This is a genomic window from Neisseria sp. HMSC075C10, from assembly GCF_001815615.1.
Lineage (GTDB): Bacteria > Pseudomonadota > Gammaproteobacteria > Burkholderiales > Neisseriaceae > Neisseria > Neisseria subflava_A.
This window is the reverse complement of the sequence record NZ_KV821254.1, coordinates 1-13,486: the sequence shown is the minus strand read 5'-3', so window position 1 is coordinate 13,486 and position 13,486 is coordinate 1. Positions and strand designations below refer to the sequence as shown.

The 13,486-nt window shown below is 48.5% G+C and carries 10 protein-coding genes and 1 pseudogene; 7 read left to right on the top strand and 4 right to left on the bottom strand.

What is annotated here, in order from left to right; all coding sequences use genetic code 11:
- The first annotated feature begins 9 nt into the window (after positions 1–9).
- A complete protein-coding gene (locus tag HMPREF3047_RS03815; protein WP_070712235.1) occupies positions 10–927 on the top strand; it encodes a U32 family peptidase in 918 nt (305 codons plus the stop codon).
- The gene (locus HMPREF3047_RS03810) at positions 914–1,360 is read left to right on the top strand and encodes a ubiquinone anaerobic biosynthesis accessory factor UbiT (RefSeq protein ID WP_070712234.1); all 447 of its coding nucleotides are present in this window, start codon (positions 914–916) and stop codon (positions 1,358–1,360) included. Before HMPREF3047_RS03815 ends, HMPREF3047_RS03810 begins: the two co-directional genes overlap by 14 nt.
- Before the next feature lie 150 nt (positions 1,361–1,510).
- On the opposite strand, the gene ccoP is transcribed toward HMPREF3047_RS03810, so the two are convergent.
- The 4 genes from ccoP to ccoN are packed head-to-tail and all read right to left on the bottom strand — an operon-like array spanning position 1,511 to position 5,128.
- A complete protein-coding gene (ccoP, locus tag HMPREF3047_RS03805) occupies positions 1,511–2,857 on the bottom strand; it encodes a cytochrome-c oxidase, cbb3-type subunit III (protein WP_083315944.1) in 1,347 nt (448 codons plus the stop codon).
- Positions 2,857–3,054 carry a cbb3-type cytochrome oxidase subunit 3 gene (locus HMPREF3047_RS03800; RefSeq protein WP_003748776.1) on the bottom strand — a complete coding sequence of 66 codons (198 nt, stop codon included), beginning with the start codon at positions 3,052–3,054 and terminating at the stop codon, positions 2,857–2,859. Before HMPREF3047_RS03800 ends, ccoP begins: the two co-directional genes overlap by 1 nt.
- Before the next feature lie 4 nt (positions 3,055–3,058).
- Positions 3,059–3,670, bottom strand: coding sequence for a cytochrome-c oxidase, cbb3-type subunit II (gene ccoO / locus HMPREF3047_RS03795; RefSeq protein WP_070712233.1), 612 nt, complete (start codon positions 3,668–3,670; stop codon positions 3,059–3,061).
- Between the two features lie 24 nt (positions 3,671–3,694).
- Positions 3,695–5,128 (bottom strand): cytochrome-c oxidase, cbb3-type subunit I, encoded by a 1,434-nt coding sequence (ccoN, locus tag HMPREF3047_RS03790; protein WP_188209933.1) that lies wholly within the window; start codon positions 5,126–5,128, stop codon positions 3,695–3,697.
- Between the two features lie 332 nt (positions 5,129–5,460).
- On the opposite strand from ccoN, the gene HMPREF3047_RS03785 reads away from it, so the two are divergent.
- From HMPREF3047_RS03785 to HMPREF3047_RS03765, 5 genes and pseudogenes are all read left to right on the top strand, one after another.
- On the top strand, positions 5,461–7,212 hold the full coding sequence (locus HMPREF3047_RS03785) for a M61 family metallopeptidase (RefSeq protein WP_070712232.1): 1,752 nt from the start codon (positions 5,461–5,463) through the stop codon (positions 7,210–7,212).
- A 78-nt stretch (positions 7,213–7,290) separates the two neighbouring features.
- Positions 7,291–7,731 carry a TIGR01244 family sulfur transferase gene (locus HMPREF3047_RS03780; protein ID WP_070712231.1) on the top strand — a complete coding sequence of 147 codons (441 nt, stop codon included), beginning with the start codon at positions 7,291–7,293 and terminating at the stop codon, positions 7,729–7,731.
- Between the two features lie 431 nt (positions 7,732–8,162).
- Positions 8,163–8,696, top strand: a pseudogene (locus tag HMPREF3047_RS03775) (aspartate/glutamate racemase family protein); the annotation flags it as partial.
- Between the two features lie 137 nt (positions 8,697–8,833).
- The gene (locus tag HMPREF3047_RS03770) at positions 8,834–10,612 is read left to right on the top strand and encodes a transferrin-binding protein-like solute binding protein (protein WP_070712230.1); all 1,779 of its coding nucleotides are present in this window, start codon (positions 8,834–8,836) and stop codon (positions 10,610–10,612) included.
- 86 nt (positions 10,613–10,698) lie between these two features.
- Complete coding sequence (locus HMPREF3047_RS03765) at positions 10,699–13,428, top strand: lactoferrin/transferrin family TonB-dependent receptor (protein ID WP_070460052.1); 2,730 nt, start codon at positions 10,699–10,701, stop codon at positions 13,426–13,428.
- Positions 13,429–13,486 lie beyond the last annotated feature (58 nt).

Below are 13,486 nucleotides of genomic sequence, written 5' to 3'. Positions count from 1 at the left end.
GGGAAAAAAATGAATTCATTGAAATTGTCGCTGGGCCCTATTTTATTTTTCTGGCAAAAAGAAGCCCTGCTGGAATTTTACGTTTCCATGCTGGATACGCCGTTGGACACAGTCTATTTGGGCGAGGTAGTCTGCTCACGCCGTCAGAAAATGCGCTTTGCTGACTGGTTCGGACTGGCTGAAGACCTGGCAGAAAGCGGTAAGGAGATTATTCTTTCCTCACAAGTCCTGCTCGAAAGCGAATCCGATCTGAAACGCCTACGCAAAATCACGGAGCAGGGAAAGTTCAAAGTTGAAGCCAACGACATGGGGGCGGTTAAATTGGCACGCGAACACGGCATCCCGTTTGTTGCCGGTGCAAGCCTGAATATCTACAACGAAACCACTTTGGACGTATTCCGAAAATTAGGGGCATTCCGCTGGATTGCACCGTCCGAGCTGAGCCGCGATAAGGTTGCCGAAATCATCAAGGCTTCAGACGGCATTGAAACCGAACTCTTCGCTTGGGGTAAAATGCCGCTCGCCTATTCATCACGTTGCTTTACCGCCCGCCATTACAATCTGAATAAAGACAGTTGCGAGTTCCGCTGCCTTGATCATGAGCACGGTATGGCTATGAATACGCGCGAAGGCCAGCCGTTTCTCACCATCAACGGCATCCAAACCATGTCTTACGGCTGCCAAAACCTACTGCACCACCATGAAGACTTGAATAAAATCGGCGTGAATATGCTCAGACTGTCGCCACAAATGCACAGCATGGCTGAAATTATCCAAATTCACCGCGATGTATTGGACGGAAAAGCCACATGGGAAGATGTCCGCCCCGAGTTGGAACGACTGACTACCGGAACACTGGTTGACGGCTATTGGCGCGGCCAGCCCGGTATTGAAACCGTGAAGGAGGCATATTATGGCGCTGCCTGAAATCGTATTACCCAAATGGATGGCGAAAATCGGTACCAAACTTCCCGGCAAACCTCCGCGCTTTGTTTTGGTCTCCGTATTGAATACCATGCTGAAAAAAGGTTTACTGCCTGCCGATATGGAACTTTTTGCCGGAAGGAAATTTGAAATTGAAGTTTTGGATGCCGGTATCAAAGTGCGGTTTAGTGCCGATACGGAAAAATTTCTGGATGACAACTTCAGCGGCACTCCCGATCTGAGATTGGCCGCCAACGGCATAGACTTCATGCGCATGATGATGCGCGAGGAAGATCCCGATACCTTATTTTTCAACCGTAAATTGCAAATCGAAGGCGATACGGAACTGGGGTTAATTACCAAAAACTTACTCGACAGCGTCGAGTGGCCTTTCAGCGAATGGTTCCTGAAACGCAGTACATCCACTTTGGATTGATTAATTTTGGTTGAACCAAGAACAAAGGCCGTCTGAATGTTTCAGACGGCCTTATATATTTTGCCTCTTTGATATGTCTTTTCTTATTGGTTTTATCAAATATAAAAAAGCGTACCTTGTTAGGTACGCTTTTTTCAATCCGACTCAAAATTAGAATTTTGCGCCAGACTCGTTTGCCATAAAGTCTACAGCTGCTTTCACTTCATCATCGCTCAGGCTACCATTGCCGCCTTTAGCCGGCATAGAATTAAAGCCTTCGATTGCGTGTTTGTGCAGAGTGTCTTTACCTTGTTTGATACGAGTAGCCCAGTCTTCTTTTTTACCTACGACAGGAGCGCCTGGAATCAAACCGCCATGACATGTTTTACAGTTGGCTTCAAAAACAGCTTTGCCGTCTACCTTAACCGGAGCTGCTTCTACTTTTTCAGCAGGTTTGGCTTCAGCAGCAGGAGCAGCTTTAGCATCTGAAGCAGCTTTATCGGCAGCAGGAGCTGAAGCAGCCGCTGGAGCAGAAGCATCGGCAGGTTGAGCTGCCGGAGCAGGCTCGGCTTTTTTAGCAGGAGCTTTTTTACCGTCTTTGTTAGACATACCCCAAACATAAGCAGTCATGATGTGCAGTTTGTCTTTGTCGAGGAAGTGACCCCAAGCAGGCATTTGGCTGCTGCGACCGTTGGTAATGGTTTCGGTAATCGCTTTTTGAGTACCGCCCCACAACCATACGTCGTCACTCAGGTTCGGACCAAGACCTTGGATACCTTGACCTTTGTCGCCGTGACAAGTGAAACAGTTGGCAGGTGGGCCGCTAAACAGGGCTTTACCGCGTTCTGCACGTTCTTCGTCGTATTGACCTTTAGGTTTAGAAAGGGACATAACATATTGTGTTACATTTTTCACGCCTTCTTCACCCAAAGCAGGACCCCATGCAGGCATGGCGGCAGTACGGCCTTTTTCAATGGTTTCCTGAATTTTTTCAGGTTCGCCACCCCACAACCAGTCATCGTCAGTCAGATTTGGGAAGCCTTTAGAGCCTTTAGCATCTGAACCGTGACATTGGATACAGTAGGTATTGAAAAGGTTTTGACCAATGGCACGTGCTTCAGGATTTTTAGCCACTTGGTCAATCGGCATTTTGGCAAACTTAGCATAAACTTGGCCGTATTCTTGTTCGGCTTTGGCAACCTCTTCTTCATACTGACCGTGGCTAGTCCAGCCCCAGATACCTTTAAAGTCGCCGACACCCGGATACATAATCAGGTAGCCGACGCCAAACAGCCATGTGCAGACATAAAGCCAAAACCACCAACGTGGCAGAGGGTTGTTGTACTCCGAAATGCCGTCCCACTCATGACCTGTGGTTTTTACTTCTTCGCCTTTTTTAGGGCGTTTCACAACGTTTTGCGAAAGCAGAAGCCAAGCCAGGCCGATGAAGCTGAGCACGACGATAACGGCAATATATATACTCCAGAAACTACTGGTAAATTGGGATGTTGTGTTCATTATTTTGCTCCGTGATCACGGACTGACTGAGCTTGATCGTCCTTTTCAGACGGCCTTTGTTCGTCATTATCGAAAATACTGCTGGCTGCATCATCATAGTTTTTCTTATTGCGTCTATTGAACACAATATAGAGGACTAAAATAAAGCTGATGAATACCCAAACAGTAAAGAGCGAGCGAGCCCAGTTAGCGTCCATGATGTTACCTTACGTTTTTCAATGCCAAGCCCAAGCCTTGCAGGTAGGCGATAACAGCGTCCAGCTCTGATTTGTTGGCCAGCATTTCAGGTGCTTTGGCAATTTCTTCATCGCTGTAAGGTGTACCCACTTTACGCAGGGCTTTCATATGCGCCACAGTTGCCTCGGCATCGACTTTATTGCGTGCGAGCCATGGAAATGCAGGCATATTGGACTCCGGCACAACGTCGCGCGGGTTCAGCAGGTGGATGCGGTGCCACTCATCAGAATAGCGACCACCGACACGAGCCAAATCCGGACCGGTACGTTTAGAACCCCATTGGAACGGATGGTCATAAACAGACTCACCGGCAACGGAGTAGTGGCCGTAACGTTCAGTTTCTGCACGGAATGGACGAATCATTTGAGAGTGGCAGTTGTAGCAGCCTTCGCGTACGTAAATATCACGACCGGCCACTTGCAAGGCGTTGTATGGTTTCAGGCCTGGCGCAGGTTCAGTAACTGCCTTGGAGAAGAACAGCGGGACAGCCTCGATCAGAAGGCCGACGCTGACTACAAGCAGGGTGAATACAATCAGTACACCAACTTTTTCTTCAGCTAATTGTTGCAATTTCATTTTGGTAGCCTATCTTTCTTATTATTAGTGGTGTTGGGTTTGAGAAACCGCAGGAATCTCAGCATCAACCGCTTTACCACTGATAGCAGTACGGTAAACGTTATATGCCATGATGCACATACCGCTCAGGTACAGAAGACCGCCGGTGAAACGAATCATGTAGTAAGGCATGGTACGTTTTACAGATTCGACAAAGGAATAAGTCAGTGTGCCGTCTTCGTTCAAAGAACCCCACATCAGGCCTTGCATCACACCGGCAATCCACATCGCGGCGATATACAGAACCACACCGATGGTTGCAATCCAGAAATGCGCTTCAACCAATTTGGTGCTGTACATTTCGTTTTTACCGAAGAGGCGTGGGATCATGTAGTAAACGGAACCGATGGTTACGAAGCCTACCCAACCCAATGCACCGGCATGAACGTGCGCAACAGTCCAGTCAGTATAGTGGCTCAGAGCGTTAACTGTTTTGATAGACATCATCGGGCCTTCGAAGGTAGACATACCGTAGAAGGACAGAGATACGATCAAGAATTTCAAAATCGGGTCGGTACGCAGTTTGTCCCATGCGCCGGACAGAGTCATGATACCGTTGATCATACCGCCCCAAGAAGGCGCAAACAGGATCAAAGACAATACCATACCCAAAGATTGAGTCCAGTCAGGCAATGCGGTGTAGTGCAAGTGGTGTGAACCAGCCCACATATAAGTGAAAATCAAAGCCCAGAAGTGAACAACGGACAAGCGGTAAGAGTAAATAGGACGGCCTGCTTGTTTAGGTACGAAGTAGTACATCATACCCAAGAAGCCGGCTGTCAGGAAAAAGCCCACCGCATTGTGGCCATACCACCATTGAACCATCGCATCAATCGCACCTGCGTAAACCGGATAAGATTTCATCAAACCGGCAGGGATGCTGATATTATTGACGATGTGCAACAGCGCAACGGCCAAGATAAAGCCGCCGTAGAACCAGTTGGCAACGTAAATATGTTTGATTTTACGTTTGGCAATCGTACCGAAGAATACGATGGCGTAGGCAACCCACACCAGCGTAATCAAAATATCGATAGGCCATTCCAACTCGGCGTATTCTTTACCTTGGGTGTAACCCATAGGCAAGCTGATAGCCGCAGCTACGATGACAGCCTGCCAACCCCAGAAGGTAAACGCAGGCAACCAACCGCCAAACAGACGGGTATTACATGTACGTTGAACAACGTAGTATGATGTACCAATCAGACCGCAACCACCGAATGCAAAAATAACCGCATTGGTATGCAGCGGACGCAGGCGACCAAAGTGGAACCAAGGTCCAATTTCAGATAAATCAAGGGATGGAGCAAATAATTGGGCGGCTACAATTACACCGACCAACATGCCCACAATACCCCAAACTACAGTCATGATGGCGAACTGGCGCACCACTTTGTAGTTATAAGTTTGTGTGTCCATGGAAGTCTCCATAAATTATGGGTATAAAAAATTTTTATCTCACCCCAACCCTTACGTTTATGAAAAGCGCAATACGGCTAAGGCTCAAATTTTTCTAAATTTAACATAGACACCACAACATGCCAAGCAAAATTACATTCCATATCGCATAAAAACTTTAGTGAGACATAATATCATTTCTTTTATAATCAATAAATTATTTAAACATATCTAAGAAATCAGACACAGCATTTTTTCAAGCCCCCTTTTTCGTACAGATTTATTGATATAGATTAAACCTAACCTTTAAAAACACTTATCATTAATAAACTTTAGCAAACTATACGATAGCTATGATTAATTACAAAATTACCCCCAACTTTCTGTCTCATGAATGGCACATCACCTTATCGTTCACTCAACCTAATGATTCTGAAACAGAAATCAGCCTGCCAAACTGGGTTCCCGGCAGCTACCTCATTCGTAACTTTGCCCGCCACATCACACACATCAGCGCGCGCTGCAACGGCAAAGCCCAGCCACTGACGCAAACCAGCAAAAACCATTGGCAAACCCCGGCCCTCAGTGGAGCGTGGGAAATTTACTACACCATCTACGCATTCGACTTATCTGTTCGCGGCTCATTCCTCAGTACAGAGCGCGGCTTTTTCGACGGCGCGTGTCTATTCTTAAAAGTACATGGACAAGAAGAACAACCGCACCAAGTCGAATTTCCTACTCTGCCACACACATGGCAGATAGCCACAACCCTGCCACAAATTTCGGCGACCACTTTTCCGACGGCCTCATATGCCGAGCTTATTGATCACCCCCTTGAAACAGGCATCATCGAATTCCTCGACTTTAAAGCACAAGGCATCCCCCACCGTATTGCATTAAGCGGTATCTACCCCGATTTCGACCGCGCCCGCTTCCTCGCCGATATTCAAAAAATCTGCGAAACCGAGTTGGCGATGTTCCCCTCCCCTGCCCCGTTTTCCGAATACCTTTTCCTATTACATCTGGGCGACAACCTTTATGGCGGACTGGAACACATCAGCAGCACCGCCCTACTCGCCGACCGCCACAGTCTGCCATCTTACGATATGGGCGAAGCCGACAAAGCCTATACCGAACTGCTCGGCCTCTTCTCCCACGAATACTTCCACGCATGGAACGTTAAATCCATCAAACCGGCCGTCTTCGCACCTTACAATCTTGACCAAGAAAACTATACCGAGCAACTTTGGGCATTTGAAGGCATTACGTCCTACTACGACGACCTCTTTCTAGCCCGAAGCAAAACCATCAGCCCCGAAGCCTACCTTACCCTGCTTGCACAAGGCATCACACGCGTACAGCAAACACAAGGCCGTCTGAAACAAACCCTTGCCCAATCCAGTTTCAGCGCATGGGACAAGTTCTACAAACAAGACGAAAATAGCCCCAACGCCATCGTCAGCTACTATCAAAAAGGTGCACTGGCCGCACTTTGCCTCGACCTCATCATCCGTGAAAAAAGCCAAGGCAAATACACCCTCGACAGCGTGATGCAGCAACACTATCGTGACTGGTGCGACACCCATCAAGGCATACCCGAAAAACACTGGCAATCCCGTTGCCAAGAAATGACCGGTTTAGATTTAGAAACCTTCTTTCAGACGGCCTTATACAGCACCGAAGACCTTCCGCTCGCAGAATGCCTACAAAGCATAGGTGTCAAACTTGACTTTATTCCCCTACCTCGCCAACACGGCGGAGCATTTGCCAACGAACCCCAGTCGGTTGTCCCTGCCAACGATTTCGGTGCACGTTTCAAACAAAACAGCGACCATGCCGTCCTGACTCATGTATTTAATGGCGGCAGCGCAGAAAATGCCGGACTCTGCCCGCAAGACAAAATCATCGCCCTAGGCGGCTATGCCTGCAACGACCTTGCAGCGCAGTGGAGCAAACTGCCTATCGGCACGCGCACTACCATCCATTTCTTCCGCCAAGGCCTATTGCGCGAGACCAGCATCACCGTCCAAGCAGCAGAAGCCAATACCGCCCTACTGCACATTACCGATCGACAAAAACTCGAAAACTGGTTGTACAATCATTAAATAAAACTTCAAACGGCCTGCCACTTCCTAGGCCGTCTGAAATCAACATATCCATTTAATATAAAGAAAGGAAAAACTATGCCCATCCGTAAACTGACCGACACCCTCTATATCGCCCCCCAACTGACCGAAGCAGATGTCCAAGAAGCCGTACGTCTCGGCATCCAAACCGTCATCTGCAACCGCCCGGATGGCGAAGAAGAAAACCAACCGGCTTTTGCCGAAGTGCAAAACTGGTTTAAAGAGGCCGGCATCAACCAATTTTCCCACCAGCCCGTCGTCGCGCCTCAAATCAACGCAGCCGATGTTGCAACCTTCCAAAATCTGTTGCAACAATCTCCGGCTCCCATCCTTGCCTTCTGTCGCACCGGCACTCGCTGCTCCCTGCTTTGGGGTTATCATCAAGTGCAACACGGAGCATCCGTAGCCGAAGTAGTTGCCGCAGCCGAACAGGCTGGCGTGAATCTCAGTAACTTTGAAGCCCGCCTGCAAGAAGCCAAAGATAAAGGTTTGGCTTAATACTTTATTTATATATAAGTAGTAGCCTTTAAACCGATCAGGCCGTCTGAAACCCATTTTTCAGACGGCCTAATGACTTTTATTCACAATCAAACCTTATTTTTAATTTATTTCCACTATCCTAAAAATATATTTTCTAAATCAAGCCCGAATTGACCTGTATCAATACCCTAACCCTATTTTCATTTATAATGCCTTTCAATGCTTCAGGGCCTAGCCCGAATCCTCCAGTTTTCCTCTATAAGAGCCAGCTCTCTTATTAAATGATTTTTCTTTCCTCTTGATGTGTGTGTGTTTGGGTGTGGCCGAAAGCCACCCCCTTTTTTTTATACCTACCCTCTTTAAGGCCGAGACCTTTGCAAAATTCCCCAAAATCCCCTAAATTCCAACCAAGACATTTAGGGGATTTTGGGGAATTTTGCAAAGGTCTCAATATGCCTGTGTTGGACGTGATTTCCGCCGGCGCGAAAGCCGCGCTGACAACGACGCGCAACAATAAAATCGGCATTATCGCCACCAATACGACAGTCAACAGCAATGCTTATGCGCGCGCCATCCATAGGAACAACCCTGATACGCTCGTCCGCACGCAGGCTGCGCCGCTGCTCGTCCCTTTGGTGGAGGAAGGTTGGTTGGAACATGAAGTTACCCGCCTGACCGTATGCGAATACCTCAAACCATTACTTGCAGACGGCATCGATACGCTAGTGTTGGGCTGCACGCACTTTCCCTTGCTCAAGCCCTTAATCGGTAGGGAGGCGGGTAATGTCACGTTGGTTGATTCTGCAATTACGACGGCTGAAGAAACAGCACGCGTCCTTGCGCAGGAGGGATTACTCAATACTGACAACAATAATCCCGACTATCGTTTTTATGTCAGCGATATTCCTTTGAAATTCAGAATGATAGGCGAACGTTTTCTGAGTAGAACGATGGAGCAGATTGAAATGGTGTCTTTGGGTTAGGCAAGGTTTGCTCAAACACCCGCATATCCGGAGTAAGGATGTGTGGGTGTTTTTTGTGAAGGTACGTCAGAAAATGTTTGCAAATTACATTTTAAGTTAATAAAATATAAACTATTATCATTTTTAAAAAAGTTGATATGAAAAATTCACTTATTGCCCAAGCAGCCGGTATCCTGCCTGTGCTGCTGCTTTCTGCCTGCGCGGGTGGCGGCAGTTTCGATTTGGACAGCGTGGAAACGAAACAGCACAACCCGCAGTCCGAAGCACCGAAATACCAAGACGAACAGATTGAAAAACCGGCAAAACCCGATGAAGCGCAGGCGGCGGAAAACGACCGTCCGGTTTACGGTTTTGCAGCCAAAATACCGCGTCGGAACTGGCACCCGAAAAATAAAGAAGATCATAAGGCATTATCAGAAGCGGATTGGGAGAAATTAGGTGCGGGTGAGCCGGGTGAGTTTCCCCAAAAGAATGAGATTTTTGCGATGGATAAGGGTACGCTGAACGAATCCATCACAACGGGCGATGGCAAAAGCCGTGTGGAAGGATACACGGATTTCCAATATGTCCGCTCGGGCTATATCTACCGCAACGGTGCCAATAAAATCGATTTCAAAAACAATATCGCCCTTTCCGGCGCGGACGGCTACCTTTTCTACAAAGGCAGCAATCCTTCCCAAGCTCTGCCGATGGGCAAGTCGATTTACAAAGGCACTTGGGATTATGTAACCGATGCCAAGGAAAAACAGAAGTTTTCCCAGTTGGGTAATTCGCAAGCGGGCGATAGGTACGGGGCTTTGTCTGCCGAGGAAGCGGATGTGTTGCGCAATAAAAGCGAGGCACCGGAAGATCAGACCGATTTTGGGCTGACCAGCGAGTTTGAGGTGGACTTCGCCGCCAAGACCATGACCGGCGCGCTCTACCGCAATAACCGGATTACCCATAACGAAACCGAAAATAAAGCCAAACAAATTAAACGTTACGACATTCAGGCTAACCTGCACGGTAACCGTTTCAAAGGTAAGGCGTTGGCTGCAGATAAAGATACTGGGAACGGTCATCCCTTTGTTTCTGATTCTGATAGTCTGGAAGGTGGTTTCTACGGGCCTCAGGGCGATGAGTTGGGCGGCAAGTTTTTGGCAAACGATAAGAAAGTGCTTGCCGTATTCAGCGCGAAACAGAAAGACGGTGCAGAAAAACCATTGGCTGAAACCTTTATGGACGCTTACCGCATCGGTGCGGATTTTTTGAAAAAACAGATAGATAGCTTTGGCAACGTGGCCAAACTGCTGATTGACGGCGTAGAGCTTGCACTTGTGCCGTCCGAAGGCACTCAGACGGCATTCCAGCATGTATTTGAGAAAGACGGTGTGAAGGTGTCGGTATGCTGCTCCAATTTGGATTACCTGCATTTCGGGGTGTTGGAACACGGCGGTTCGCACGATATGTTCCTGCAGGGCAGCCGTACGCCGGTTTCCGATATGCCTGTAACGGCGGGAGAGGCGGTATATCGCGGTACATGGTCGGGTACTATTGTTAATGGTACGAGCTGGAGTGCCGAACCTTCCAATAAGGAAGGCGGTAACCGGGCGGAGTTTAAAGTTAATTTTGCCGAGAAAACCCTCAACGGTATGCTGACGGCGAAAGACCGCATTGCCCCCGTATTCACCATCACTGCCACGATTCAGGGCAACGGTTTTTCAGGTGTGGCGAAAACCGGTGAAAACGGCTTTGCATTAGATCCGAAAAATACCATCGATCCGAAACGGACGAATATCCGTGCAGATGTGTCCGGCGGCTTCTACGGCAAAACCGCCATTGAGATGGGCGGATCGTTCTCCGGAAATACATTGGAGGGAGAAAGCGGCAAGGCGGCAGTGGTATTCGGTACGAAACGCCAACAGCTTGTCCGGTAAACTGGGCTGCCGGTTGACAGAGGAAAGTTCTTCAGACGGCATATCGGTTTTAAATGCCGTCTGAAAGCAGTAAGTAGAGAAATGATATGAAACAGCAACATTTGTTCCGATTAAATATTTTATGCCTGTCGCTGATGACTGCGCTGCCTGCTTATGCGGATGTTTTACCGTCTGGACAAGTGTGGGAAAAGCAGCTCGATACCGTGCAGGTCAATGCGAAAAAACAGAAAACCCGCCGTGATAACGAAGTAACCGGGCTGGGCAAGCTGGTCAAATCTTCCGAGACGCTAAGTAAAGAACAGGTTTTGAATATCCGAGACCTGACCCGTTACGATCCGGGTATTGCCGTGGTCGAACAGGGTCGGGGCGCAAGTTCCGGCTATTCAATACGCGGCATGGATAAAAACCGCGTTTCCTTAACGGTAGACGGCGTTTCGCAAATACAGTCCTACACCGCGCAGGCGGCATTGGGTGGGACGAGGACGGCGGGCAGCAGCGGCGCAATCAATGAAATTGAGTATGAAAACGTTAAGGCCGTTGAAATCAGCAAGGGTTCGAATTCATCAGAATACGGAAACGGCGCATTGGCAGGTTCGGTCGCATTTCAAACCAAAACCGCAGCCGACATTATCGGAGAGGGAAAACAGTGGGGCATTCAGAGTAAAACTGCCTATTCTGGAAAAGACCATGCCCTGACACAGTCCCTTGCGCTTGCAGGACGCAGCGGCGGCGCGGAAGCCCTCCTTATTTATACTAAACGGCGGGGGCAGGAAATCCATGCGCATAAAGATGCTGGTAAAGGTGTGCAGAGTTTCAACCGGCTGATGCCGGTCGAGGATACCCATCCGTACGCAAATTTCATTGTCGAAGAGGAATGTTCCAATGGATATGCGGCCTGTAAAGACAATGCGAAAAAAGATGCTTTGGCCAAAGATGAGCGCAAAACCGTCAGCACGCAGGATTATACCGGCCCCAGCCGCTTCCTTGCGGACCCGCTTGAGTATGGCAGCCAATCATGGCTGTTCCGACCGGGTTGGCATTTGGACAACCGCCATTATGTCGGAGCCGTTCTTGAACGTACGCAGCAGACCTTTGATACACGGGATATGACTGTTCCTGCCTATTTTACCGAGGCCGATCTGAATGAAAGTGTCCGGAGAAACGGTACGCCGAGCGGCTTTGGCAAATATTCGGGCAATAATAAGGCCGAAAGGCTGTTTGTTCAGGGAGAGGGCGGTACATTGCAGGGTATCGGTTACGGTACCGGCGTGTTTTATGATGAACGCCATACTAAAAACCGGTACGGGGTCGAATATGTTTACCATAATGCTGACAAGGATACCTGGGCCGATTACGCCCGACTTTCTTATGACCGGCAAGGTATAGATTTGGACAACCGTTTGCAGCAGACGCATTGCTCTCACGACGGTTCGGATAAAAATTGCCGTCCCGACGGCAATAAACCGTATTCCTTCTATAAATCCGACCGGATGATTTATGAAGAAAGCCGAAACCTGTTCCAAGCAGTATTTAAAAAGGCATTTGATACGGCCAAAATCCGTCACAATTTGAGTATCAATCTAGGGTACGACCGCTTTAAGTCGCAATTGTCCCACAGCGATTATTATCTTCAAAACGCAGTTCAGGCATATGGATCGAAAATCCCGGAAGGGGCGCAGTCACCCAACGGAAGCCAAGGCAAACCGTATTGGGTGTCTATCGGCAAGACCACGGTCAATACATCGCCGATATGCCGTTTCGGCAATAACACCTATACAGACTGCACACCGAGGAATATCGGCGGCAACGGTTATTATGCAGCCGTTCAAGACAATGTTCGTTTGGGCAGGTGGGCGGATGTCGGAGCAGGCATACGTTACGATTATCGCAGTACGCATTCGGAAGATAAGAGTGTCTCTACCGGCACTCACCGCAACCTTTCTTGGAACGCAGGCGTAGTCCTCAAGCCTTTCACCTGGATGGATTTGACTTATCGCGCTTCTACGGGCTTCCGTCTACCGTCGTTTGCCGAAATGTACGGCTGGAGAGCCGGGGAGTCTTTGAAAACGTTGGATCTGAAACCGGAAAAATCCTTTAATAGAGAGACAGGTATTGTATTTAAAGGGGACTTCGGCAATTTGGAAGCCAGCTATTTCAACAATGCTTATCGCGACCTGATTGCATTCGGTTATGAAACCCGAACTCAAAACGGGCAAACTTCGGCTTCTGGCGACCCCGGATATCGAAATGCTCAAAATGCACGGATAGCCGGTATCAATATTTTGGGTAAAATCGATTGGCACGGTGTATGGGGCGGGTTGCCGGACGGGTTGTATTCCACGCTTGCCTATAACCGCATCAAGGTCAAAGATGCCGATATACGCGCCGACAGGACGTTTGTAACTTCATATCTCTTTGATGCCGTCCAACCTTCACGATATGTATTGGGTTTGGGTTACGACCATCCTGACGGAATATGGGGTATCAATACGATGTTTACTTATTCCAAGGCAAAATCTGTTGACGAACTGCTAGGCAGCCAGGCGCTGTTGAACGGTAATGCCAATGCTAAAAAAGCAGCATCACGGCGGACGCGGCCTTGGCATGTTACGGATGTTTCCGGATATTACAATATCAAGAAACACCTGACCCTGCGCGCAGGCGTGTATAACCTCTTCAACTACCGGTATACCACTTGGGAGTCTGTAAGGCAGACTGCCGAAGGAGCGGTCAATAGGCACAATAATGTCGGCAGGTATAACCGCTACGCCGCACCGGGACGAAATTACACCCTGACTTTGGAGATGAAGTTTTAACCTAAGCAACCGTGCATCAAGGCAATAGGAGACCTTTGCAAAATTCCCCAAAATCCCC